The sequence below is a fragment of the Streptomyces venetus genome (genome assembly GCF_039540295.1).
GTDB lineage: Bacteria > Actinomycetota > Actinomycetes > Streptomycetales > Streptomycetaceae > Streptomyces > Streptomyces venetus.
Genome location: NZ_BAABET010000009.1, coordinates 94,900 through 119,586, shown reverse-complemented (window position 1 = coordinate 119,586; position 24,687 = coordinate 94,900). Strand labels below are relative to the sequence as shown.

Here is a 24,687-nt window from a genome sequence, read left to right as displayed (position 1 = left end):
GCACCCGGTCAGGCCGTAGCCGTAAGCGATGGCATGCGTACGCTGGGCAGTAAGCAGGCCGCGAAAACTGAGGAGCATCGTTGAGCAGGTTGCGCTGGCTGACCGCGGGGGAATCCCACGGTCCCGCACTCGTCGCGACGCTGGAGGGCCTTCCCGCCGGCGTGCCGATCACCACGGACATGGTGGCGGACCATCTCGCGAGGCGGCGCCTGGGCTATGGGCGCGGTGCCCGCATGAAGTTCGAGCGGGACGAGGTCACCTTCCTCGGTGGTGTCCGGCACGGCCTCACCCTCGGCTCCCCGGTCGCGGTCATGGTGGGCAACACCGAGTGGCCCAAGTGGGAACAGGTCATGGCGGCCGACCCGGTCGACCCGGAGATCCTCGCCGGGCTCGCCCGCAACGCCCCGCTGACCCGCCCGCGGCCCGGCCACGCCGACCTCGCCGGCATGCAGAAGTACGGCTTCGACGAGGCCCGGCCCATCCTGGAGCGGGCCTCCGCCCGTGAGACCGCCGCCCGCGTGGCCCTCGGCGCGGTGGCACGGTCGTACCTCAAGGAGACGACCGGCGTCGAGATCGTCAGCCACGTCGTCGAGCTGGCCTCGGCGAAGGCTCCGCACGGCGTGTACCCCACCCCGGCCGACGTCGAGAAGCTGGACGCGGACCCCGTGCGCTGCCTGGACGCCGACGCGTCGAAGGCGATGGTCGCGGAGATCGACCAGGCCCACAAGGACGGCGACACCCTCGGTGGCGTCGTCGAGATCCTGGCCTACGACGTGCCGGTGGGGCTGGGTTCGCACGTGCACTGGGACCGGAAGCTGGACGCCCGGCTCGCCGGTGCGCTCATGGGCATCCAGGCGATCAAGGGCGTCGAGATCGGCGACGGCTTCGAGCTGGCGCGGGTGCCCGGCTCCAAGGCGCACGACGAGATCGTGAACACGCCCGAGGGCATCCGCCGCGTCTCCGGCCGCTCCGGCGGCACCGAGGGCGGTCTGACCACCGGTGAGCTGCTGCGGGTCCGCGCCGCGATGAAGCCGATCGCGACCGTGCCGCGCGCCCTGCAGACGGTGGACGTCACCACCGGTGAGGCGACCCAGGCTCACCACCAGCGTTCCGACGTGTCCGCCGTGCCGGCCGCCGGCATCGTCGCCGAGGCGATGGTCGCCCTCGTCCTCGCCGACGCCGTCGCGGAGAAGTTCGGTGGCGACAGCGTGACCGAGACCCGCCGCAACGTGCGGTCCTACCTCGACACCCTGGCCATCCGATGAGCCCACTGATCGTGCTCGTCGGCCCGATGGGCGTGGGCAAGTCCACCGTCGGGCAGCTGCTGGCCGAGCGGCTCGGGACCGGCTACCGGGACACCGACGACGACATCGTGGCCGCGCAGGGCCGGACCATCGCAGAGATCTTCGTCGAGGAGGGCGAGCCCGCCTTCCGCGCGATCGAGAAGCAGGCGGTGCGCGAGGCGCTGGAGGGGCACGACGGGGTGCTGGCCCTGGGCGGCGGCGCGATCCTCGACCCGGACACCCGTGCCCTGCTCGCCGGCCACCGCGTCGTCTACCTGTCGATGGACGTCGATGAGGCGGTCAAGCGGACCGGCCTCAACGCGGCCCGCCCGCTGCTCGCGATCAACCCGCGCAAGCAGTGGCGCGAGCTGATGGAGGCCCGCCGGCACCTGTACGAGGAGGTCGCCACGGCCGTCGTCGCCACGGACGGCCGTGCGCCCGAAGAGGTCACCCGAGCGGCGCTGGACGCACTGGAGTTGAAGGAAGCATGAGCGAGGCAGTGACGCGGATCCAGGTCGGCGGCACCGCCGGCACAGACCCCTACGAGGTCCTGGTGGGCCGCCGGCTCCTGGGCGAGCTGCCCGGGTTGATCGGAGGCAGGGCCAAGCGGGTCGCGATCGTCCACCCCGAGGCGCTGGCCGAGACCGGTGAGGCGCTCCGCGCCGACCTGGCCGACCAGGGCTACGAGGCGGTCGCCATCCAGGTGCCCAACGCGGAGGAGGCCAAGACCGCGGAGGTCGCCGCCTACTGCTGGAAGGCGCTCGGCCAGACCGGGTTCACGCGCACGGACGTCATCGTCGGTGTCGGCGGCGGCGCGACCACGGACCTGGCCGGTTTCGTGGCCGCCACCTGGCTGCGCGGGGTGCGCTGGATCGCCGTCCCCACCACCGTCCTCGCCATGGTCGACGCGGCCGTCGGGGGCAAGACCGGCATCAACACCGCCGAGGGCAAGAACCTGGTGGGGGCCTTCCACCCGCCCGCCGGAGTGCTCTGCGACCTGGCCGCGCTGGACTCCCTCGCGGTCAACGACTACGTCTCCGGGCTCGCCGAGGTCATCAAGGCCGGCTTCATCGCCGACCCGGTGATCCTGGACCTCATCGAGGCCGACCCCGAGGCGGCGCGCACCCCGGCCGGTCCGCACACCGCCGAGCTCATCGAGCGCTCCATCCGGGTCAAGGCCGACGTGGTGTCGTCCGACCTGAAGGAGTCGGGCCTGCGCGAGATCCTCAACTACGGCCACACCCTCGGCCACGCCATCGAGAAGAACGAGCGCTACAAGTGGCGCCACGGCGCCGCGGTCTCGGTGGGCATGCACTTCGCCGCCGAACTGGGCCGCCTGGCAGGCAGGCTGGACGACGCGACGGCGGACCGCCACCGCACCGTCCTGGAAGCGGTCGGCCTGCCGCTGTACTACCGCCACGACCAGTGGCCCAAGCTGCTGGAGACCATGAAGGTCGACAAGAAGTCCCGCGGCGACCTGCTGCGCTTCATCGTCCTCGACGGTCTGGCCAAGCCCACGGTGCTGGAGGGACCCGACCCGGCGGTGCTGCTCGCCGCGTACGGAGAGGTGGGGCAGTAAGTCCCACGGCGCGTCTTCCGCCCGAAAACGCCTTACGCGGCGGGCACTTCGGGTCGCCCTCGGCCGTTCACACAACAATGGCCGGGGGCGGTACCGTTCGGTAGCGGCGGGCCCGCCCCCGCTGTCAGCGCCCATCGCCTGTACGAGACGGAGTGGCACCGGATGCAGCACGCAGTGGGTTCTCCGCTGCCGCCGCCCCACCAGACGGGGCAGGGACCGGCCGTCGGCTGGTCACCGGCCGCACACCACCCGGGTCCGCAGCACCCGGGCGCGCCCCAGGGCTCCGTGCCCGTGCCTCCGCCGCCCCCCGCGCCGGGATATCCCGCGCCCCCGCCCGGCCCCACCCCGCATGCCCCGGCTCCGCAACCGGCCTCTGTTCCTCCCGCGCCGGACACCACCGGCCATGTGCCGCTGCCGCCGGGCGGTCCCGTCGGCGTGCCCAGCCCGCCGCCCGCCACGATGGCGCCCGACCCCGCCGGTACGACGCTCGCCGTCCTGCTCATCGGGCCCGCCGGGGCCGGGAAGACCAGCGTCGCCAAGTACTGGGCCGACCATCGCCGGGTCCCCACGGCCCACATCAGCCTCGACGACGTACGCGAGTGGGTCCGCTCCGGCTTCGCCGACCCGCAGACGGGGTGGAACGACAACTCCGAGGCGCAGTACCGCCTCGCCCGCCGCACCTGCGGGTTCGCCGCACGCAACTTCCTGGCCAACGGCATCTCGTGCATCCTCGACGACGCGGTCTTCCCCGACCGGCCGGTCGTCGGCCTCGGCGGCTGGAAGCGGCACGTGGGGCCGGGGCTGCTGCCGGTCGTCCTTCTTCCCGGGCTGGACATCGTCCTGGAACGCAACGCGGAGCGCTCGGGCAACCGGCGGCTGACGGACGAGGAGGTCGCCCGTATCCACGGGCGGATGGCCGGGTGGTACGGGTCCGGCCTGCCGATCATCGACAACTCGCAGCTGGATGTGCCGGAGACGGCCCGGGTACTGGACGACGTCCTGGCCAGGTCCATCGCGAGTCCGCCGCAGTGGTAGTCGGCGGACGGTCGGTGCACTGACCCGGCGCTCGGTGCGCGCCGGGCGTTGCCGCCGGGGTCGGGGCGTTGCGCAGCCCGGCGGAGCGGGGCGCCGCTGCGCCCACCCGTGCCGCCCCTAGCACTACTGCCCGCAGCTCAAGCCGGACCACGCGTAGGCGCTACACGCTCAGCCGCCGCCGGCAACCCCCACTCGGCCCCTCTCGACCGGCGGCATCCCGCCCCCGCTCGTAGGCTCGGGTCATGTCAGACGTGTACGCGGCCCGCCGGACGCGCTTGAGGGAATACTGCAACGCGGGCGGCAGCGCGGCGGCGCTGGTCTCCCGTCCCGCCAACGTGCGCTATCTCGCGGGCGCCGCCCCGCGCGGCGCCGTTCTCCTGCTGGGCAAGACCGAGGACCTGCTGGTGTGCGGCGGTCCGACGGCCGGCCGCCCGGGTCAGGAACGGCCCGACGAGACCCTGCGCGTACAGATCCTGCCCCCGGCCGGTGGCGGCGATCCGGTCGTCGCGGCCGGCGACCTCGCCGCGGGCCAGGGCGCCGACTCCCTGGCCGTGGAGGAGCACCACCTCACCGTGGCCCGGCACCGCGCCCTCGGATCGGTCGCCCCCCGGCTGCGCCTGGCCGACCTCGGCAGCGCGGTCGAGCAGCTCCGGGTCGTCAAGGACGAGGAGGAGATCTCCTGCCTCCGCATCGGCGCCGAGATCGCCGACCAGGCCCTCGGCGAACTGCTGGAGTCCATCCTCGTCGGCCGCACCGAGCGCCATCTCGCCCTGGAGCTGGAACGGCGCCTCGTGGATCACGGGGCCGACGGACCGGCCTTCCCGACGTCCGTCGCCACCGGGCCGAACGCCGGGCGGCCCGGGCACCGGCCCACCGACCGGCGCGTGGAGGAGGGCGACTTCCTCTCCGTCTGCCTCGGCGCCACGTACCGCGGCTACCGCTGCGAGATCGGCCGGACCTTCGTCATCGGCACCGCTCCCGCGGACTGGCAGATCGAGCTGTACGACCTGGTCTTCGCTGCGCAGCGGGCCGGACGTGAGAGCCTGGTACCCGGCGCCGCCTGCCGGGACGTCGACCGGGCCGCACGCCAGGTCCTGGACTCTGCGGGGTACACCGAGGGCCTCACGGCCCTGACCGGACACGGGGTGGGGCTCGAAATCGATGAGGACCCTCAGTTGAGTCCCGCGGCCATGGGTAAACTGGACGCTTGCGTGCCGGTCACCGTCGAACCGGGGGTCCACCTCCCGGGCCGGGGCGGCGTCCGGATCGATGACACGCTCGTCGTCCGCCCCGAGGCGGACGGCGGACCCGAGCTACTCACCATCACGACCAAGGAGCTGCTCGCCCTGTAGCCAGGCAGGTGCGTGCCCCGGGGTCGTACGTCAGTCCAGGAGATTCCGCAACCGTGGCTTCCACGAACGACCTCAAGAACGGCATGGTGCTCAAGCTCGAAGGCGGCCAGCTCTGGTCCGTCGTCGAGTTCCAGCACGTCAAGCCCGGCAAGGGCCCGGCCTTCGTGCGCACCAAGCTCAAGAACGTGCTCTCCGGCAAGGTCGTCGACAAGACCTTCAACGCCGGCGTCAAGGTCGAAACGGCCACCGTCGACAAGCGCGACATGCAGTTCTCCTACATGGACGGCGACTACTTCGTCTTCATGGACATGGAGACCTACGACCAGCTGCACGTCGACCGGAAGGCTGTCGGCGACGCCGCCAACTTCCTGATCGAGGGCTTCACCGCCACCGTCGCGCAGCACGAGGGAGAGGTCCTCTTCGTCGAGCTCCCGGCCGCCGTCGAGCTCGTCATCCAGGAGACCGAGCCGGGCGTCCAGGGCGACCGCTCCACCGGCGGCACCAAGCCCGCCACGCTGGAGACCGGCCACCAGATCCAGGTCCCGCTCTTCATCACCACCGGTGAGAAGATCAAGGTCGACACCCGCAGCAGCGACTACCTCGGCCGGGTGAACAGCTAACCGTGGCTGCCCGCAACACGGCCCGCAAGCGCGCCTTCCAGATTCTCTTCGAGGGCGACCAGCGTGGCGCCGAGGCCCTCACGGTCCTCGCGGACTGGGTCCGGCTCTCCCGGGCGGACACCCGGCAGCCGCCGGTGAGCGAGTACACGATGGAGCTGGTCGAGGGCTACGCGAAGCACGCGAAGCGCATCGACGAGCTGATCGCCCAGTACTCGGTCGGCTGGACGCTCGACCGTATGCCGGTCGTCGACCGCAACATCCTGCGGCTCGGCGCCTACGAGCTGATCTGGGTCGACGCGACCCCGGACGCCGTCGTCCTCGACGAGATGGTGCAGCTGGCGAAGGAGTTCTCCACGGACGAGTCGCCCTCGTTCGTGAACGGCCTGCTCGGCCGGCTGAAGGAGCTCAAGCCCTCGCTCCGCCGCGACGACGTCTGAGAGAGACAGAGAACGCCGGAGGGCCCGCAGCGTGACCGCTGGGGGCCCTCCGGCGTTCCGTGACGGCCGGGTGCCATCCGTCAGACCCGAACGCCGCCGGGGTGGCCGGAACCGTACGGTTCCGGCCACCCCGGCGGCACGTTTCTGCGCTCCTCGCGGAGTGCTCAGCCCTCCTCGTGGCTCGCCACCGCGCGACGCGCGTCGGCGTCCAGGACACCCCAGCTGATCAGCTGCTCGGTGAGGACCGAGGGCGACTGGTCGTAGATGACGGCGAGTGTGCGCAGGTCGTCCTGGCGGATCGAGAGCACCTTGCCGTTGTAGTCACCGCGCTGCGACTGGATCGTGGCCGCGTAGCGCTGCAGCGGGCCCGCCTTCTCGGCCGGCACCGTGGCCAGCCGCTCCAGGTCCAGGACCAGCTTCGGCGGCGGCTCGGCGGCGCCGCCCGGAGTGGTGCCCGGCAGCAGCTCCTGCACCGGAACGCCGTAGAAATCCGCCAGCTCGGCAAGGCGCTGTACGGTCACGGCACGGTCGCCGCGCTCGTACGAACCGACCACGACCGCCTTCCAGCGTCCCTGGGACTTTTCCTCGACACCGTGGAGGGAAAGGCCCTGCTGGGTGCGGATCGCCCGGAGCTTGGCCCCGAGCTGTTTGGCGTATTCGCTGGACATATAGCTCCCCGGCAAGGTGTCGACGCGCTTCGGCTGTGTTGCCGGACCGCGCGGCTGGTAACTCACTGTGAGGTTACGCAGCGTTACTCTGCCGCGTCAAGCCGAATGGTCCGCACCGACTCTTCCGTGGTATCGGCGCTCCGTTAGGCCGAGTGGGTGATTCAAGGGGGCCATCGAAGTGATCGCGGGGACCTGCTACCGTGTATGGCGCAATCCCGACGTCCTTTAAGGTCCGTCCCGTGAGGCGGAGAAGGAGGTCCGTTTCGTATGGACACGCACGACACGCAGTCCGATGCCCGGCCCGTTCTCGAAGGGCCCGACATCGCGCGGGTGCTGACCCGCATCGCCCACGAGATCGTCGAACGCGCGAAAGGCGCCGACGACGTGGTGCTCCTCGGCATCCCGACCCGGGGCGTCTTCCTCGCCCGGCGGATCGCCGACAAGCTCGAGCAGATCACCGAGCGCAAGGTTCCGTGCGGTTCGCTCGACATCACCATGTACCGCGACGACCTGCGCATGCACCCGCCGCGTGCGCTGGCCCGCACCGAGATCCCCGGTGACGGCCTCGACGGCAAGCTGGTCGTCCTCGTCGACGACGTGCTCTTCTCCGGCCGCACCATCCGCGCCGCCCTCGACGCCCTGAACGACCTCGGGCGCCCGCGCGCGGTGCAGCTCGCCGTCCTCGTCGACCGAGGCCACCGCGAACTGCCCATCCGCGCCGACTACGTCGGCAAGAACCTCCCCACGTCGTTGCGGGAGACGGTCAAGGTCCAGCTCGCCGAGGAGGACGGTCGCGACACCGTGCTGCTCGGCGCCAAGCAGACCGCCCAGTAGCGCTTCGGGCGTACGCCGTCGGTGTACGCCGGCTCAGTGCGCCTTCGCGCGCCCGTCTGCCCCCATTCTCCTGAACTGCCTTACGGAGCCTGACAGATGCAGCGTCATCTCATCTCGGCCGCCGACCTCACCCGCGACGACGCCGTCCTGATCCTCGACACCGCCGAGGAGATGGCCCGGGTGGCCGACCGGCCGATCAAGAAGCTGCCGACCCTGCGCGGCCGCACGATCGTCAATCTCTTCTTCGAGGACTCCACCCGGACCCGGATCTCCTTCGAGGCCGCCGAGAAGCGGCTGTCCGCGGACGTCATCAACTTCTCCGCCAAGGGCTCCAGCGTCTCCAAGGGCGAGTCCCTGAAGGACACCGCCCAGACGCTGGAGGCCATGGGCGTCGACGCCGTGGTCATCCGGCACGGCGCCTCGGGCGCCCCGTACCGGCTGGCGAACTCCGGCTGGATCGACGCGGCCGTCGTCAACGCCGGCGACGGCACCCACCAGCACCCCACCCAGGCCCTGCTGGACGCCTTCACCATGCGCCGCCGCCTGATCGGCCCGGACGCCGGCCTCGGCCAGGACCTCGCGGGCCGGCGCATCACGATCGTCGGCGACGTCCTGCACAGCCGGGTCGCCCGCTCCAACGTCGACCTGCTGCACACCCTCGGCGCCGAGGTCACCCTCGTCGCCCCGCCCACCCTGCTGCCCGTCGGCATCGAGGCCTGGCCCTGCGAGGTGTCGTACGACCTCGACAGCACCCTCTCCAAGTCCGACGCGGTGATGATGCTGCGGGTCCAGCGCGAGCGCATGAACGCCGCCTTCTTCCCGACCGAGCGCGAGTACTCCCGGCGCTACGGCCTCGACGGCGACCGCATGGCACGCATGCCCGAGCACGCCGTCGTGATGCACCCCGGCCCGATGGTCCGCGGCATGGAGATCACCGCCGAGGTCGCCGACTCCGACCGCTGCACCGTCGTCGAGCAGGTCACCAACGGAGTGTCCGTCCGGATGGCCGTCCTGTACCTGCTGCTCGGTGGGAACGAGCCCGCCGTCACCCACCCCCGTACCGAGGAGAAGTAAGACCCATGAGCAAGATCCTGATCCGTGGTGCGAAGGTGCTGGGCGGCGAACCGCAGGACGTGCTGATCGACGGCGGGACCATCGCGGAGGTGGGCACGGGACTGACCGCCGAGGGCGCCGAGGTCGTCGAGGCCGAGGGCAAGGTGCTGCTGCCGGGCCTGGTCGACCTGCACACCCACCTGCGCGAGCCCGGCCGGGAGGACTCCGAGACCGTCCTCACCGGCACCCGGGCCGCCGCCTCCGGCGGCTACACCACCGTGTTCGCCATGGCCAACACCTTCCCGGTCGCCGACACCGCCGGTGTCGTCGAGCAGGTCTGGCGGCTCGGCAAGGAACACGGCTACTGCGACGTCCAGCCGATCGGTGCCGTCACCGTCGGCCTCGAGGGCAGGAAGCTCGCCGAGCTGGGCGCCATGCACGAGTCGGCCGCCGGGGTCACCGTCTTCTCCGACGACGGCAAGTGCGTCCACGACGCCGTGATCATGCGCCGGTCCCTGGAGTACGTGAAGGCCTTCGGCGGCGTGATCGCCCAGCACGCGCAGGAGCCGCGGCTGACCGAGGGCGCCGAGATGAACGAGGGCGTCGTCTCCGCCGAGCTCGGGCTCGGGGGCTGGCCGGCGGTGGCCGAAGAATCGATCATCGCCCGGGATGTCCTGCTCGCCGAGCACGTCGGCTCCCGCGTCCACATCTGCCACCTGTCGACCGCCGGGTCCGTCGAGATCGTCCGCTGGGCCAAGTCCCGCGGCATCGCCGTCACCGCCGAGGTCACCCCCCACCACCTGCTCCTCACCGACGAGCTGGTGCGGACGTACAACCCCGTCTACAAGGTCAACCCGCCGCTGCGCACCGAGCGTGACGTCATGGCACTGCGCGAGGCGCTCGCCGACGGCACGATCGACATCGTCGCCACCGACCACGCCCCGCACCCGCACGAGGACAAGGACTGCGAGTGGGCCGCGGCCGCCATGGGCATGGTCGGCCTGGAGACGGCGTTGTCAGTGGTGCAGGAGACCATGGTCGAGACGGGTCTTCTGGACTGGGCCGGCGTCGCCGACCGGATGTCCTTCAAGCCCGCGCAGATCGGACAGGCCACGGGCCACGGACGTCCCGTCTCGGCAGGTGAGCCCGCCAACCTCACCCTCGTCGACACGGCATACCGTGGGCTGGTGGAACCCGCGGGCTTCGCCTCGCGCAGCCGCAACACCCCCTACGAGGGTCGCGAGCTGCCGGGCCGTGTGACGCACACGTGGCTGCGGGGCAAGGCCACGCTCGTCGACGGGAAGCTCACGTGACACCTGTACTCCTGCTGGCCGCCGAGAAGGAATCGGCGCAAGTGACCGACTGGGCCGCCCGCATCGGCTGGGTCGTCGGCCTCGCCCTGTTCGTCGCGCTCGTCTACTGGCTGATGCGCGAGGGCTGGAAGTGGCGCGGCACCCTCCAGGGCGACCTGCCCGAGCTGCCCACCACCCCCGACGAGACGGGACCGGCCAGGCTCACCATGAGCGGCCGCTACCACGGCTCCACCACCGCCGGGCAGTGGCTCGACCGGATCGTGGCGCACGGCCTGGGCACCCGCAGCCGTGCCGAGCTGACCCTCACGGACGCCGGACTGGACGTCGTACGCCCCGGGGCGAGCGACTTCTTCGTCCCGGCCGCGCAGCTCCGTGAGGCCCGCCTCGACAAGGGCATCGCCGGCAAGGTGCTCACCGAGGGCGGCCTGCTGATCGTCACCTGGGCGCACGGCGACCGGCTGATCGACTCCGGGTTCCGCTCCGACCACGCGGCCGAGCACCACGAGTGGGTCGAGAACGTCAACTCCATGATCGAAACGAACACCAGGGAAGGCGCCGAACGATGACCACCTCCACCAGGGGAGCCACCAAGACTCCCGCCGTACTCGTCCTGGAGGACGGCCGGATCTTCCGCGGCCGCGCCTACGGGGCCGTGGGGGAGACCTTCGGCGAGGCGGTCTTCTCCACCGGCATGACCGGCTACCAGGAGACCCTCACCGACCCGTCGTACCACCGCCAGGTCGTGGTGATGACGGCCCCGCACGTCGGCAACACCGGTGTGAACGACGAGGACCCCGAGTCCAAGCGCATCTGGGTCTCCGGGTACGTCGTCCGCGACCCCGCGCGCGTGCCGTCCAACTGGCGCTCCCGGCGCACCCTGGACGAGGAGCTCGCCGCCCAGGGCGTGGTCGGCATCTCCGGCATCGACACCCGCGCCCTCACCCGGCACCTGCGCGAGCGCGGCGCCATGCGCGTCGGCATCTTCAGCGGCGACGCCCTCCAGGACGACGGCGCGCTCCTCGCCCGCGTCCAGGAAGCCCCGCAGATGAAGGGCGCCGACCTCTCCGCCGAGGTCGCCACCACCGAGGCGTACGTCGTGCCCGCCCTCGGCGAGAAGAAGTTCACCGTCGCCGCCGTCGACCTCGGCATCAAGGGCATGACCCCGCACCGCATGGCCGAGCGCGGCATCGAGGTGCACGTGCTCCCGGCGACCGCGACCGTCGAGGACGTGTACGCGGTCAACCCGGACGGCGTGTTCTTCTCCAACGGCCCGGGCGACCCGGCCACCGCCGACCACCCCGTCTCGGTGATGCGGGGGATCCTGGAGCGGGGCACGCCGCTGTTCGGCATCTGCTTCGGCAACCAGATCCTCGGCCGCGCGCTCGGCTTCGGCACCTACAAGCTGAAGTACGGCCACCGCGGCATCAACCAGCCGGTGCAGGACCGTACGACCGGCAAGGTCGAGGTCACCGCCCACAACCACGGCTTCGCCGTCGACGCCCCGCTCGACCAGGTCTCCGAGACCCCGTTCGGCCGCGCCGAGGTGTCGCACGTCTGCCTGAACGACAACGTGGTGGAGGGGCTCCAGCTCCTCGACCGCCCCGCCTTCAGCGTCCAGTACCACCCCGAAGCGGCAGCCGGCCCGCACGACGCCGCCTACCTGTTCGACCGCTTCGTATCCCTGATGGAGGGCCAGCGTGCCTAAGCGCACCGATATCCAGTCCGTCCTGGTCATCGGCTCCGGCCCGATCGTCATCGGCCAGGCCGCCGAGTTCGACTACTCCGGCACCCAGGCGTGCCGCGTCCTGAAATCCGAGGGCCTCAGGGTCGTCCTGGTGAACTCCAACCCGGCGACGATCATGACCGACCCCGAGATCGCCGACGCCACCTACGTGGAGCCGATCACCCCCGAGTTCGTCGAGAAGATCATCGCCAAGGAGCGCCCCGACGCGCTGCTGCCCACCCTGGGCGGCCAGACGGCCCTCAACACGGCCATCTCGCTGCACGAGGCGGGCACCCTGGAGAAGTACGGCGTCGAGCTCATCGGCGCCAACGTCGAGGCCATCAACAAGGGCGAGGACCGCGACCTCTTCAAGGAGGTCGTCGAGGCCGTCCGCGGCAAGATCGGGCACGGCGAGTCCGCCCGCTCGGTCATCTGCCACTCCATGGACGACGTGCTCCAGGGCGTCGAGACCCTCGGCGGCTACCCGGTCGTCGTCCGCCCGTCCTTCACCATGGGCGGCGCCGGCTCCGGCTTCGCCCACGACGAGGAGGAGCTGCGCCGCATCGCCGGCCAGGGCCTCACGCTCTCGCCGACCACCGAGGTGCTCCTGGAGGAGTCCATCCTCGGCTGGAAGGAGTACGAGCTGGAGCTGATGCGCGACAAGCACGACAACGTCGTGGTCGTCTGCTCCATCGAGAACTTCGACCCCATGGGCGTGCACACCGGCGACTCGATCACCGTCGCGCCGGCGATGACGCTCACCGACCGCGAGTACCAGACCCTGCGCGACATCGGCATCGCCGTGATCCGCGAGGTCGGCGTCGACACCGGCGGCTGCAACATCCAGTTCGCGGTGAACCCCGAGGACGGTCGTGTGATCGTCATCGAGATGAACCCGCGCGTTTCGCGCTCCTCGGCGCTCGCCTCCAAGGCGACCGGCTTCCCGATCGCCAAGATCGCAGCCAAGCTCGCCGTCGGCTACACGCTCGACGAGATCCCGAACGACATCACGCAGGAGACCCCGGCCTCCTTCGAGCCGACGCTCGACTACGTGGTCGTGAAGGCCCCGCGCTTCGCCTTCGAGAAGTTCCCGCAGGCCGACTCCACCCTCACCACCACTATGAAGTCGGTCGGCGAGGCCATGGCCATCGGCCGCAATTTCACCGAGGCCTTCCAGAAGGCCCTGCGCTCGCTGGAGAAGAAGGGCAGCCAGTTCACCTTCGTCGGCGAGCCCGGCGACAAGGACGAGCTGCTCCGCGAGGCGGTCCGGCCCACCGACGGCCGGATCAACACCGTCATGCAGGCCATCCGCGCGGGTGCCACGCCCGAGGAGATCTTCGACTTCACGAAGATCGACCCCTGGTTCGTCGACCAGCTCTTCCTGATCAAGGAGATCGCCGACGAGCTGGCGGAGGCGCCCGAGCTGACCGCCTACCTGCTCGCCGAGGCCAAGCGGCACGGCTTCTCCGACACGCAGATCGGTGAGATCCGCGGCCTGCGCGAGGACGTCGTCCGCGAGGTCCGGCACGCACTCGGCATCCGCCCGGTCTACAAGACGGTCGACACCTGCGCCGCCGAGTTCGCCGCGAAGACGCCGTACTTCTACTCCTCCTACGACGAGGAGACGGAGGTCGCGCCGCGCGAGAAGCCGGCCGTCATCATCCTGGGCTCCGGCCCGAACCGCATCGGCCAGGGCATCGAGTTCGACTACTCCTGCGTCCACGCCTCCTTCGCGCTGAGCGACGCCGGCTACGAGACGGTGATGGTCAACTGCAACCCGGAGACCGTCTCCACGGACTACGACACCTCCGACCGTCTGTACTTCGAGCCGCTGACGCTGGAAGACGTGCTGGAGATCGTGCACGCCGAGCAGCAGGCCGGACCCGTGGCGGGCGTCGTCGTCCAGCTCGGCGGCCAGACCCCGCTGGGCCTGTCGCAGGCGCTGAAGGACAACGGCGTGCCGATCGTCGGCACCTCCCCGGAGGCCATCCACGCCGCCGAGGACCGGGGCGCCTTCGGACGGGTCCTCAAGGAGGCCGGTCTCCCGGCCCCCAAGCACGGCACCGCCACCACGTTCGCCGAGGCCAAGGCCATCGCCGACGAGATCGGCTACCCGGTCCTGGTCCGCCCCTCCTACGTCCTCGGCGGGCGCGGCATGGAGATCGTCTACGACGAGACACGCCTGGAGGCGTACATCGCCGAGTCGACCGAGATCAGCCCCTCCCGGCCGGTCCTGGTCGACCGGTTCCTCGACGACGCGATCGAGATCGACGTCGACGCGCTCTACGACGGGCACGAGCTGTACCTCGGCGGCGTCATGGAGCACATCGAGGAGGCCGGCATCCACTCCGGCGACTCGGCGTGCGCCCTGCCCCCGATCACGCTCGGCGGCTTCGACATCAAGCGCCTGCGGGCCTCCACGGAGGGCATCGCGAAGGGCGTCGGCGTCCGCGGCCTGATCAACATCCAGTTCGCGCTCGCGGGCGACATTCTCTACGTCCTGGAGGCCAACCCACGCGCCTCCCGGACCGTCCCCTTCACCTCGAAGGCGACGGCGGTGCCGCTGGCCAAGGCCGCCGCCCGGATCTCGCTGGGCGCCACGATCGCCGAGCTGCGCGCCGAGGGCCTGCTCCCGGCCACCGGCGACGGCGGTGAGCTGCCGCTGGACGCGCCGATCTCCGTCAAGGAGGCCGTGATGCCGTGGTCGCGCTTCCGCGACATCCACGGCCGCGGCGTCGACACGGTCCTCGGCCCGGAGATGCGTTCCACGGGCGAGGTCATGGGCATCGACTCCGTCTTCGGCACGGCGTACGCCAAGTCGCAGGCGGGCGCCTACGGCCCGCTGCCCACCAAGGGCCGCGCCTTCATCTCGGTCGCCAACCGCGACAAGCGCTCGATGATCTTCCCGGCGCGCGAGCTCGTCGCGCACGGCTTCGAGCTGCTCGCCACCTCCGGCACCGCCGAGGTCCTCAAGCGCAACGGCATCAACGCCACCGTCGTGCGCAAGCAGTCCGAGGGCACCGGCCCGAACGGCGAGAAGACCATCGTCCAGCTCATCCACGACGGCGAGGTCGACCTGATCGTCAACACCCCGTACGGCACCGGTGGCCGCCTCGACGGCTACGACATCCGTACGGCGGCGGTGGCGCGCTCGGTGCCCTGCCTGACGACGGTCCAGGCGCTCGCGGCGGCGGTCCAGGGCATCGACGCCCTCAACCGCGGCGACGTGAGCGTCCGATCGCTCCAGGAACACGCGGAACACCTGACCGCGGCCCGCGACTAGCAGCCCCGAGGGGGACACCGGAAACGGTGTCCCCCTCTTCGTGAGGACAGCACGTCCTCGTGAGGACACCATGTACCGAATCTTCTTCAGCCTGTTCTTCAAGCGGCTGGACCCGGAGCAGGCCCACCACCTCGCCTTCCGCTGGATCCGCCTGGCCGCCCGCGTCCCCGGCTTGCGCACCTTCCTCGCGGCCGCCCTCGCGCCCCGCCACAAGGAGCTGCGCACCGAGGCCTTCGGACTGCGGATGCACGGCCCCTTCGGGCTCGCCGCCGGCTTCGACAAGAACGCCGTCGGCATCGACGGCATGGCGATGCTCGGCTTCGACCACGTCGAGATCGGCACCGTGACCGGTGAACCGCAGCCCGGCAACCCCAAGCAGCGGCTGTTCCGGCTGGTCGAGGACCGGGCGCTGATCAACCGCATGGGCTTCAACAACGACGGCTCGCTCCGGGTCGCCGCCCGCCTGGCCTCCCGCACGCCCGTCTTCAGGACCGTGGTCGGCGTCAACATCGGCAAGACCAAGGTCGTACCGGAGGAGGAGGCCGTCGCGGACTACGTGAAGTCCGCCGAGCGGCTGGCGCCGTACGCCGACTACCTGGTGGTCAACGTCTCCTCGCCGAACACGCCGGGTCTGCGCAACCTCCAGGCCACGGAGGCCCTGCGCCCCCTGCTGAGCGCCGTCCGCGAGGCCGCCGACCGCATGGTGTCCGCGCGGCGCGTCCCGCTCCTGGTCAAGATCGCGCCGGACCTCGCCGACGAGGACGTCGACGCGGTCGCCGACCTCGCCGTGGAACTCGGCCTCGACGGCATCATCGCCACGAACACCACCATCGCGCGCGACGGCCTCGGCCTCACGTCCGACCCCTCCCTGGTCGAGGAGACCGGCGGCCTGTCCGGCGCACCCCTGAAGGAACGCTCCCTGGAGGTCCTGCGCCGCCTCTACGCGCGCGTGGGCGACCGGATGACCCTGGTGGGCGTCGGCGGCGTCGAGAACGCCGAGGACGCCTGGCAGCGCATCCTCGCCGGTGCCACGCTGGTGCAGGGCTACAGCGCCTTCGTCTACGAGGGGCCCTTCTGGAGCCGGGCCATCCACAAGGGGCTCGCCGCGCGCCTGCGCACCAGCCCGTACGCCACGCTCGCCGACGCGGTGGGCGCCGACGTGAGGAAGACGGCATGAGTGGTCTCGCACCCTTCGGTGCCCGCCTTCGCCGGGCCATGGACGAGCGCGGCCCGCTGTGCGTCGGGATCGACCCGCACGCCTCCCTGCTCGCCGAGTGGGGTCTGAACGACGACGTGACGGGCCTGGAGCGGTTCAGCCGCACGGTCGTCGAGGCGGTGGCCGACCGGGTCGCCGTGCTCAAGCCGCAGAGCGCGTTCTTCGAGCGCTTCGGCTCGCGCGGGCTCGCCGTCCTGGAGACGTCGGTGGCCGAGGCGCGGGCGGCGGGCGCGCTGGTCGTGATGGACGCCAAGCGCGGCGACATCGGCTCGACCATGGCCGCGTACGCGGAGTCCTTCCTGCACAAGGACGCCCCGCTCTTCTCCGACGCGCTGACGGTCTCGCCGTACCTCGGCTACGGCTCGCTCAGCCCGGCCGTCGCGCTGGCCCGGGAGAGCGGCGCGGGGCTGTTCGTGCTGGCGCTGACCTCCAACCCGGAGGGCGGCGAGGTCCAGCACGCGGTGCGGGCCGACGGCCGGAACGTCGGAGCGACGATGCTCGCGCACCTGTCCGTCGAGAACGCGGGGGAGGAGCCCCTGGGATCCTTCGGCGCGGTCGTCGGTGCCACCCTCGGGGACCTGTCGTCGTACGACCTGGACATCAACGGCCCGCTTCTCGCTCCCGGTATCGGCGCCCAGGGCGCCACGCCGGCCGATCTTCCCGGGGTCTTCGGCGCGGCGGTGCGCAACGTGGTGCCGAACGTCAGCCGGGGAGTGCTACGCCACGGTCCCGACGCGGTCGCTCTGCGTGACGCCGCGGAGCGCTTCGCGGAGGAGATCCGTCACGCCGTGGCTGCCTCCTGACCTCATCCGTGCCTCCTCCTGGTCTTCTCCCGAGACCTCCGATGAGTGGCCCGGGACACGCTTGAAGCTGAATACATCCTCAAATCCAGGGAAGTATGTCCTAAATGTCCGTTCAGATGAAGGCTGACCAGGACTTTTCCGCTGTTCTCGCTGACTCTGGCGGACTTGCCCGCTAGTCTCCGACGAGAGTGAACGGGCAAGCGTGTTGCTCGTGGCTCCCCAGGTGTGGGGCGACTAGGTTCCTCACCGGTCCGTATCCGACAGTTCGACATCCGAGGTGACGTAGGCGTGGCTCTTCCGCCCCTTACCCCTGAACAGCGCGCAGCCGCGCTCGAAAAGGCCGCCGCGGCTCGCCGGGAGCGGGCCGAGGTCAAGAATCGACTCAAGCACTCCGGCGCCTCCCTTCACGAGGTCATCAAGCAGGGCCAGGAGAACGACGTCATCGGCAAGATGAAGGTCTCCGCTCTCCTTGAGTCCCTGCCGGGCGTGGGCAAGGTCCGCGCCAAGCAGATCATGGAGCGACTCGGTATCTCCGAGAGCCGCCGCGTGCGCGGCCTCGGTTCCAACCAGATCGCCTCCCTGGAGCGCGAGTTCGGCAGCACCGGCTCCTGAACCGGGCACTCCGGGGAAGCGAGTCCCGGGCACTCCGGGATTGCTGGATAATCGCTGCATGGCTGCAACACCCCGGGGGACGTCCCCCGTACCCCCGGACGTACGTCCGCGGCTGACCGTGCTCTCCGGCCCCTCCGGGGTCGGCAAGAGCACGGTCGTCGCTCATATGCGCAAGGAACATCCCGAGGTCTGGCTCTCGGTGTCGGCGACGACCCGCAAGCCCCGCCCCGGCGAGAAGCACGGAGTCCACTACTTCTTCGTCGCCGACGACGAGATGGACAAGCTGATCGCCAACGGCGAGCTGCTGGAGTGGGCCGAGTTCGCCGGCAACCGCTACGGCACGCCGCGCGCGGCCGTGCAGGAGCGCCTGGAGAAGGGCGAGCCCGTACTCCTCGAGATCGACCTGCAGGGCGCCCGTCTGGTCCGGGAGTCGATGCCCGAGGCCCAGCTGGTGTTCCTGGCTCCTCCCTCCTGGGAGGAACTGGTGCGCAGGCTCACCGGGCGGGGTACCGAACCGCCCGAGGTGATCGAGCGACGGCTCGATGCGGCGAAGATCGAGCTGGCCGCCGAGCCCGAGTTCGACACGACCCTGGTCAACACCTCCGTCGAGGACGTGGCTCGCGAGCTGCTAGCCTTGATGGACGTCGTATGACCATCGCTGATCGCTATCGGATCTCGCTGATCAGCTCGACAGAATCTTTCCCATCCATCGGAAGGTAGAGCGTGTCCTCTTCCATCTCCGCGCCCGAGGGCATCATCAACCCGCCGATCGACGAGCTCCTCGAGGCCACGGACTCGAAGTACAGCCTCGTGATCTACGCGGCCAAGCGGGCCCGCCAGATCAACGCGTACTACTCGCAGCTCGGCGAGGGCCTCCTCGAGTACGTCGGTCCCCTCGTCGACACCCACGTCCACGAGAAGCCGCTCTCGATCGCCCTCCGCGAGATCAACGCGGGTCTGCTGACGTCCGAGGCTGTCGAGGGCCCGGCGCAGTAAGTAGTATGTGCAGCTTGACGCTGACTTTTCCACAGGCCCGGCAGGTCGACTGCCGGGCCTGTGGTGTGTCATGGAGTCGTACGTTGTGCAGGTCGCCGAGGTCCGGGGAGAGACGTGGACAAGCCGAAGGTCGTTCTGGGGGTCAGTGGCGGCATCGCCGCGTACAAGGCCTGTGAGCTGCTGCGGCGGCTGACGGAATCGGGCCACGACGTGCGCGTGGTGCCCACGGCCTCCGCGCTGCACTTCGTCGGCGCCGCCACCTGGTCCGCGCTCTCCGGCCACCCGGTCTCCACGGAGGTGTGGGACGACGTGCACGAGGTCCCGCACGTCCGCATCGGGCAGCACGCCGACCTCGTCGTCGTCGCCCCGGCCACCGCCGACATGCTCGCGAAGGCCGCCCACGGCCTCGCCGACGACCTCCTCACCAACACGCTGCTCACCGCCCGCTGCCCTGTCGTCTTCGCCCCCGCGATGCACACGGAGATGTGGGAGCACCCGGCCACCCAGGAGAACGTGGCGACGCTGCGCCGCCGCGGCGCCCTCGTCATCGAACCGGCCGTGGGCCGCCTCACCGGCGTGGACACCGGAAAGGGCCGGCTGCCCGACCCGGGCGAGATCTTCGAGGTCTGCCGCCGGGTACTGGCCCGGGGTGTGACCGAGCCGGACCTGAAGGGCCGGCATGTGGTGGTCAGCGCCGGCGGCACCCGCGAGCCCCTGGACCCCGTCCGGTTCCTCGGCAACCGCTCCTCCGGCAAGCAGGGCTACGCCCTCGCCCGCACCGCCGCCGCCCGCGGCGCCCGCGTCACGCTGGTCGCGGCCAACAGCGCCCTGCCGGACCCGGCCGGCGTGGACGTCGTCCCCGTGGGGACCGCCGTGCAGCTGCGCGAGGCGGTGCTCAAGGCCGCCGCCGACGCCGACGCGGTGGTGATGGCGGCGGCCGTGGCGGACTTCCGTCCGGCGGCGTACGCGGCCGGGAAGATCAAGAAGAAGGACGACCAGGAGCCGGAGCCGGTCACTCTGGTGCGGAATCCGGACATCCTCGCGGAGATCTCCGCCGACCGCGCGCGCCCCGCGCAGGTGGTCGTCGGCTTCGCCGCGGAGACCGACGAGGTGCTGGCCAACGGCCGCGCGAAGCTGAAGCGCAAGGGGTGCGATCTGCTCGTGGTGAACGAGGTGGGCGAGCGCAAGACCTTCGGTTCTGAGGAGAACGAGGCCGTTGTGCTCGGCGCCGACGGCAGTGAGACCCCGGTGCCGTACGGCCCCAAGGAAGCCCTGGCCGAGACGGTGTGGGACCTGGTCGCCGAGCGCCTCCGCTGATGTTTCCGTCACCCTGCGCCCCGGTGAAACCCGGCCGAACGGCGCGTGGCGCCTCTGGTCAATGCCGCTCGGCATTGGGCAGAATGCCCGTGCCGCAGGTCACGGCGCTTCCGAGTGTCGAGACAGGGGGACCGTGGCCGAAGCGTGACCGATAAACTGTTCCACGGACGGCGCCAGGGTGCAGCCCCCGCCGTCCGCCAATGATCAGCCAGCAGCCGCTGCAACCCCAGGGAGCGTTGTGTCCCGTCGCCTGTTCACCTCGGAGTCCGTGACCGAGGGTCACCCCGACAAGATCGCTGACCAGATCAGCGACACCATTCTCGACGCGCTGCTGCGCGAGGACCCGGCCTCCCGGGTCGCCGTCGAGACCCTGATCACGACCGGCCTGGTGCACGTGGCCGGCGAGGTCACGACCAAGACGTACGCGGACATCGCGACGCTGGTCCGGAACAAGATCCTCGAGATCGGCTACGACTCCTCGAAGAAGGGCTTCGACGGCGCCTCCTGCGGCGTGTCGGTGTCGATCGGCGCGCAGTCCCCGGACATCGCCCAGGGCGTGGACACGGCGTACGAGTCCCGTGTCGAGGGCGACGAGGACGAGCTGGACAAGCAGGGCGCGGGCGACCAGGGCCTGATGTTCGGCTACGCGACGGACGAGACGCCGACGCTGATGCCGCTGCCGATCTTCCTGGCGCACCGCCTGTCGAAGCGCCTGTCCGACGTGCGCAAGAACGGCACGATCCCCTACCTGCGCCCGGACGGCAAGACGCAGGTCACCATCGAGTACGACGGTGACAAGGCGGTCCGCCTGGACACCGTCGTCGTCTCCTCCCAGCACGCCTCCGACATCGACCTGGAGTCGCTCCTGGCTCCGGACATCAAGGAGTTCGTCGTCGAGCCGGAGCTGAAGGCGCTCCTGGAGGACGGCATCAAGATCGACACCGAGAACTACCGTCTGCTGGTCAACCCCACCGGCCGTTTCGAGATCGGCGGCCCGATGGGCGACGCCGGCCTGACCGGCCGCAAGATCATCATCGACACCTACGGCGGCATGGCCCGCCACGGCGGCGGCGCCTTCTCCGGCAAGGACCCGTCCAAGGTCGACCGCTCCGCCGCGTACGCGATGCGCTGGGTCGCCAAGAACGTGGTCGCCGCGGGTCTCGCCACCCGCTGCGAGGTCCAGGTGGCGTACGCGATCGGCAAGGCCGAGCCGGTCGGCCTGTTCGTCGAGACCTTCGGCACCGCCAAGATCGACACGGACAAGATCGAGAAGGCGATCGACGAGGTCTTCGACCTCCGCCCGGCCGCCATCATCCGCGACCTCGACCTGCTCCGCCCGATCTACTCCCAGACCGCCGCGTACGGCCACTTCGGCCGTGAGCTTCCCGAGTTCACCTGGGAGCGCACGGACCGCGTGGACGCGCTGCGCAAGGCGGCGGGGCTGTAAGCAGGCCCCCACGGCATGAGGCCCGGCTCCCCTCGGGGGCCGGGCCTCGCCGCGTCCGCACCGCTCCCGGGCGCCGTCGGCTGTCAGTGGGATTTGGTAAGAATGCAAGCGTGAGCAGCGAGAACGAGCACGCGGACGGCGCCGCCGGTGGTGCGGAGGGTGCGCCGCCCGAGCAGCTCGCGCTCATCCGGGAGAGCGTGCGGAAGGCCAAGACGCCCCGGGCCAAGCCGCGGACGTGGCGGGGCGCCGCGCTGGCCAAGGAGCTGCCCGTCGCGCGGGTGCTCGTCGACAAGGGTGTGCTCCATCTCGACCGGTACTTCGACTACGCCGTGCCCGAGGAGCTGGACGCCGAGGCCCAGCCGGGCGTGCGGGTGCGGGTGCGGTTCGGGGCCGGCCGGCACCGGGTGCGGGAAGGCCGGCGCGAGGGCGGCGGACTGATCGACGGCTTCCTCGTCGAGCGGCTGCCCGAGTCCGACTACTCCGGGCCGCTGGCCGCCCTCGCCCAGGTCGTGTCGCCCGAGCGGGTGCTGAGCGAGGAACTGCTGGGTCTGGCCCGGGCCGTCGCCGACCGGTACGCGGGCAGCCTCGCCGACGTCCTGCAACTCGCCGTCCCGCCGCGCAACGCACGGGCCGAGCAGCGCCCCTCGCCCGCGCCGCAGCCGCCGCCCCAGGCGCCCGGAGCGGGCTCCTGGCAGCGTTACGAGCGGGGAGCGGCCTTCCTTGAGTCGCTGGCCTCCGGCGGGGCGCCACGGGCCGTGTGGAACGCGTTGCCCGGCCCGCAGTGGAGCGAGGAGCTGGCCCGGGCCGTCGCGGCGACCCTGGCCTCCGGACGCGGAGCGCTCGTCGTCCTGCCCGACGGGCGGGCGGTGGCCCGCGTCGACGCCGCCCTGACCGCGCTGCTCGGCGAGGGACGGCACGCGGTGCTCACCGCCGACGCGGGACCCGAGAAGCGGTACGCCCAGTGGCTCGCGGTGCGGCGGGGCTCCGTCCGGGCCGTGATCGGAACGCGGGCGGCGATGTTCGCGCCCGTCCAGGACCTGGGACTGGTCGCCCTGTGGGACGACGGGGACGACAGCCACAGCGAGCAGCACGCGCCGCAGCCGCACGCACGGGAGGTGCTGCTGCTGCGGGCCGCCCAGGACAAGTGCGGTTTCCTGCTGGGCGGCTGGGGCTGCACCGTGGAGGCCGCGCAGCTCGTCGAGACCGGGTGGGCGCGGCCGCTCGTCGCCGGGCGGGACCAGGTACGTGCCGCCGCACCGCTGGTACGGACCGTCGGGGACGGAGACCTCGCGCGGGACGAGGCCGCCCGGGCCGCCCGGCTGCCCACGCTCGCCTGGCAGGCGGTCAGGGAGGGGCTGCGGCAGGGCCCGGTGCTGGTGCAGGTGCCCCGGCGGGGCTACGTGCCGCGCATGGCGTGCGCCGCCTGCCGGGCGCCCGCACGGTGCCGGCACTGCTCCGGGCCCCTGGAGGCACGGGACGGCGGCGCGCTCTGCTGCGGCTGGTGCGGCCGTGAGGAGAGCGACTGGCACTGCCCGGAGTGCGGGGCCTTCCGGCTGCGCGCCTCGGTCGTGGGGGCGCGGCGGACGGCCGAGGAACTCGGACGGGCCTTCCCCGCAGTTCCGGTGCGGACCTCGGGTCGTGAACACGTGCTCGACACCGTGCCGGGGTCGCCCGCGCTGGTGGTGAGCACGCCGGGGGCCGAACCCGTCGCCGAGGGCGGCTACGCGGCTGCCCTGCTGCTGGACGGGTGGGCCATGCTCGGGCGGCCCGACCTGCGGGCCGGGGAGGACGCGCTGCGGCGGTGGATCGCGGCCGGGGCGCTCGTCCGGCCGCAGTCGGCCGGGGGCACGGTGGTCGTCGTGGCGGAGCCGACGCTGCGCCCCGTGCAGGCGCTCGTCCGGTGGGATCCCGTCGGGCACGCGGTGCGGGAACTGGCCGAGCGGGCGGAGCTGGGTTATCCGCCGGTGTCGCGGATGGCGGCCGTGTCCGGGCCGCCGGAAGCGGTGGCCGACTTCCTCCGTACGGCCGAACTGCCGCCGGAGGCCGAGGTGCTGGGGCCGGTGCCGTTGCCCGTGACGACTGCGGGGCGTCCGCGGCGGGCGGGGGCGCCACCGCCCGGGGAGCAGTGGGAACGGGCGATGCTGAGGGTGCCGCCGGGAAGGGGGGCCGCGCTGGCCGCCGCACTGAAAGCCGCGCAGGCCGCACGCATGGCCCGGGGGAGTGGCAGTGGGAGCGCGGGCGCCAGGGGGAGCGCGGGTGCTCGGGGCAGTGGGAACGGGAGTGCGGTCTGGGTGCGGATCGATCCGCTCGACATCGGGTGAGCGCGGTCGCTGCGCCGGCGACGGTGCGGTCCGGCGCCGGTCTCTCCGGTCGTTCCGGTGAGGCGCCGCCGCCCGTGTACGCGACTGCCCTCCCGGACAGGTGTCGGGAGGGCAGCTGTGGGCGCGGTGTGGGTGCGGTGTCCGGTCAGCCGTTGCGCGGGCCCGGGAAGGCCGTCGGCCTCGCCTCGTCGCGGAGGGCCGGGCTGCCGGCCGTCGGCTGGGTGGGCATGGAGCGGGCCGCGGGGACCGTCGGGACCGTGGGGAGGCCGGTGCTCACACTGACCGTGCGGTTGCCCGTCGGCTCCGGGGTGCGCTCGGCCTCGGCCGCGGCGGTCTGGGCCGCGGCCCGGCGCGCGCCGTAACGTCGGTGGACCGCTTGTTTGGTGACGCCCAGTGCGGAGCCCACGGCGTCCCACGAGAAGCCGAGCGAGCGGTCGAAGTCCACGGCCGCGGTGACCAGGGTCTCGACACTGTCGCGCAGCTCCTGGGCGAGACGTACCGTCGGGGCGGGCGCGCGACCGTAGACGACGAAGCCCGTGGAGGGGCCGGAGCGGCGCGGGCGGTAGACGTTCCCCAACTGGGCGGTGAGCGTGCGCAGTGCGTCCACCTGCCGGCGGACCCGCTCGATGTCCCGCACCAGCAAGTGCAGGCTGGCCCGAGCCTGGGCGTCGTGGGTTGCGTGGTCGGCCATGAACAAGCCTCTCGAACCGGCGATGAAAGGAATGGGCCGCGATGGGGCCCGATGTGGTCAACTCTGTCTTGACCAACGCGGATTCGCTCCGCGGGTCACGGTGT

The 24,687-nt window shown here is 71.5% G+C and carries 23 protein-coding genes; 21 read left to right on the top strand and 2 right to left on the bottom strand.

The window, feature by feature from the left end; all coding sequences use genetic code 11:
- Nucleotides 1-80 precede the first annotated feature (80 nt).
- The 7 genes from aroC to nusB all read left to right on the top strand — a co-directional run bounded on the left by aroC (nucleotide 81) and on the right by nusB (nucleotide 6,306).
- The gene (aroC, locus tag ABEA82_RS27910) at nucleotides 81-1,265 is read left to right on the top strand and encodes a chorismate synthase (RefSeq protein WP_345664449.1); all 1,185 of its coding nucleotides are present in this window, start codon (nucleotides 81-83) and stop codon (nucleotides 1,263-1,265) included.
- On the top strand, nucleotides 1,262-1,774 hold the full coding sequence (locus ABEA82_RS27905) for a shikimate kinase (RefSeq protein ID WP_345664448.1): 513 nt from the start codon (nucleotides 1,262-1,264) through the stop codon (nucleotides 1,772-1,774). Before aroC ends, ABEA82_RS27905 begins: the two co-directional genes overlap by 4 nt.
- Entirely contained in the window at nucleotides 1,771-2,862 is a 1,092-nt protein-coding gene (gene aroB / locus ABEA82_RS27900) for a 3-dehydroquinate synthase (RefSeq protein WP_345664447.1), read from the top strand. Before ABEA82_RS27905 ends, aroB begins: the two co-directional genes overlap by 4 nt.
- Before the next feature lie 162 nt (nucleotides 2,863-3,024).
- Nucleotides 3,025-3,897 (top strand): Pro-rich N-terminal domain-containing protein, encoded by an 873-nt coding sequence (locus tag ABEA82_RS27895; RefSeq protein ID WP_345664446.1) that lies wholly within the window; start codon nucleotides 3,025-3,027, stop codon nucleotides 3,895-3,897.
- Nucleotides 3,898-4,139: 242 nt separating this feature from the next.
- On the top strand, nucleotides 4,140-5,249 hold the full coding sequence (locus ABEA82_RS27890) for an aminopeptidase P family protein (RefSeq protein WP_003988958.1): 1,110 nt from the start codon (nucleotides 4,140-4,142) through the stop codon (nucleotides 5,247-5,249).
- Between the two features lie 53 nt (nucleotides 5,250-5,302).
- Complete coding sequence (efp, locus tag ABEA82_RS27885; protein ID WP_003988957.1) at nucleotides 5,303-5,869, top strand: elongation factor P; 567 nt, start codon at nucleotides 5,303-5,305, stop codon at nucleotides 5,867-5,869.
- Nucleotides 5,870-5,871: 2 nt separating this feature from the next.
- A complete protein-coding gene (gene nusB, locus ABEA82_RS27880; RefSeq protein WP_345664445.1) occupies nucleotides 5,872-6,306 on the top strand; it encodes a transcription antitermination factor NusB in 435 nt (144 codons plus the stop codon).
- A gap of 164 nt (nucleotides 6,307-6,470) precedes the next feature.
- Here the strand turns inward: nusB and bldD are convergent, their stop codons facing one another.
- Nucleotides 6,471-6,974 (bottom strand): transcriptional regulator BldD, encoded by a 504-nt coding sequence (gene bldD / locus ABEA82_RS27875; protein WP_030166512.1) that lies wholly within the window; start codon nucleotides 6,972-6,974, stop codon nucleotides 6,471-6,473.
- Nucleotides 6,975-7,241: 267 nt separating this feature from the next.
- On the opposite strand from bldD, the gene pyrR reads away from it, so the two are divergent.
- The 14 genes from pyrR (at nucleotide 7,242) to ABEA82_RS27805 (ending at nucleotide 23,892) form a co-directional block, all read left to right on the top strand.
- Complete coding sequence (gene pyrR, locus ABEA82_RS27870) at nucleotides 7,242-7,808, top strand: bifunctional pyr operon transcriptional regulator/uracil phosphoribosyltransferase PyrR (RefSeq protein ID WP_345664444.1); 567 nt, start codon at nucleotides 7,242-7,244, stop codon at nucleotides 7,806-7,808.
- 96 nt (nucleotides 7,809-7,904) lie between these two features.
- Nucleotides 7,905-8,882: an aspartate carbamoyltransferase catalytic subunit gene (locus ABEA82_RS27865; protein WP_345664443.1), complete on the top strand. Its 978-nt coding sequence runs from the start codon at nucleotides 7,905-7,907 to the stop codon at nucleotides 8,880-8,882.
- A gap of 5 nt (nucleotides 8,883-8,887) precedes the next feature.
- Nucleotides 8,888-10,174, top strand: coding sequence for a dihydroorotase (locus ABEA82_RS27860; RefSeq protein WP_345664442.1), 1,287 nt, complete (start codon nucleotides 8,888-8,890; stop codon nucleotides 10,172-10,174).
- Complete coding sequence (locus ABEA82_RS27855) at nucleotides 10,171-10,740, top strand: PH-like domain-containing protein (protein WP_345664441.1); 570 nt, start codon at nucleotides 10,171-10,173, stop codon at nucleotides 10,738-10,740. The genes ABEA82_RS27860 and ABEA82_RS27855 overlap by 4 nt, the downstream gene beginning before the upstream one ends.
- Nucleotides 10,737-11,879, top strand: coding sequence for a glutamine-hydrolyzing carbamoyl-phosphate synthase small subunit (gene carA / locus ABEA82_RS27850; protein ID WP_345664440.1), 1,143 nt, complete (start codon nucleotides 10,737-10,739; stop codon nucleotides 11,877-11,879). Before ABEA82_RS27855 ends, carA begins: the two co-directional genes overlap by 4 nt.
- Nucleotides 11,872-15,180 carry a carbamoyl-phosphate synthase large subunit gene (gene carB, locus ABEA82_RS27845; RefSeq protein ID WP_345664439.1) on the top strand — a complete coding sequence of 1,103 codons (3,309 nt, stop codon included), beginning with the start codon at nucleotides 11,872-11,874 and terminating at the stop codon, nucleotides 15,178-15,180. The genes carA and carB overlap by 8 nt, the downstream gene beginning before the upstream one ends.
- A 70-nt stretch (nucleotides 15,181-15,250) precedes the next feature.
- Entirely contained in the window at nucleotides 15,251-16,357 is a 1,107-nt protein-coding gene (locus ABEA82_RS27840; RefSeq protein ID WP_345664438.1) for a quinone-dependent dihydroorotate dehydrogenase, read from the top strand.
- Nucleotides 16,354-17,199 carry an orotidine-5'-phosphate decarboxylase gene (gene pyrF / locus ABEA82_RS27835; RefSeq protein WP_345664437.1) on the top strand — a complete coding sequence of 282 codons (846 nt, stop codon included), beginning with the start codon at nucleotides 16,354-16,356 and terminating at the stop codon, nucleotides 17,197-17,199. Before ABEA82_RS27840 ends, pyrF begins: the two co-directional genes overlap by 4 nt.
- Before the next feature lie 288 nt (nucleotides 17,200-17,487).
- The gene (locus ABEA82_RS27830) at nucleotides 17,488-17,811 is read left to right on the top strand and encodes an integration host factor (protein WP_003977346.1); all 324 of its coding nucleotides are present in this window, start codon (nucleotides 17,488-17,490) and stop codon (nucleotides 17,809-17,811) included.
- A gap of 58 nt (nucleotides 17,812-17,869) precedes the next feature.
- A complete protein-coding gene (gmk, locus tag ABEA82_RS27825; protein WP_345664436.1) occupies nucleotides 17,870-18,463 on the top strand; it encodes a guanylate kinase in 594 nt (197 codons plus the stop codon).
- A gap of 71 nt (nucleotides 18,464-18,534) precedes the next feature.
- A complete protein-coding gene (rpoZ, locus tag ABEA82_RS27820) occupies nucleotides 18,535-18,807 on the top strand; it encodes a DNA-directed RNA polymerase subunit omega (RefSeq protein ID WP_003988945.1) in 273 nt (90 codons plus the stop codon).
- Nucleotides 18,808-18,921: 114 nt separating this feature from the next.
- On the top strand, nucleotides 18,922-20,124 hold the full coding sequence (coaBC, locus tag ABEA82_RS27815) for a bifunctional phosphopantothenoylcysteine decarboxylase/phosphopantothenate--cysteine ligase CoaBC (RefSeq protein WP_345664435.1): 1,203 nt from the start codon (nucleotides 18,922-18,924) through the stop codon (nucleotides 20,122-20,124).
- 238 nt (nucleotides 20,125-20,362) lie between these two features.
- Nucleotides 20,363-21,571, top strand: a complete 1,209-nt coding sequence (metK, locus tag ABEA82_RS27810) for a methionine adenosyltransferase (RefSeq protein ID WP_003988943.1) — start codon at nucleotides 20,363-20,365, stop codon at nucleotides 21,569-21,571.
- 110 nt (nucleotides 21,572-21,681) lie between these two features.
- Entirely contained in the window at nucleotides 21,682-23,892 is a 2,211-nt protein-coding gene (locus ABEA82_RS27805) for a primosomal protein N' (RefSeq protein WP_345664433.1), read from the top strand.
- Nucleotides 23,893-24,037: 145 nt separating this feature from the next.
- Here ABEA82_RS27805 and ABEA82_RS27800 read toward each other — a convergent pair whose 3' ends face one another.
- Nucleotides 24,038-24,583: a hypothetical protein gene (locus ABEA82_RS27800; RefSeq protein ID WP_345664431.1), complete on the bottom strand. Its 546-nt coding sequence runs from the start codon at nucleotides 24,581-24,583 to the stop codon at nucleotides 24,038-24,040.
- Nucleotides 24,584-24,687: the final 104 nt, after the last annotated feature.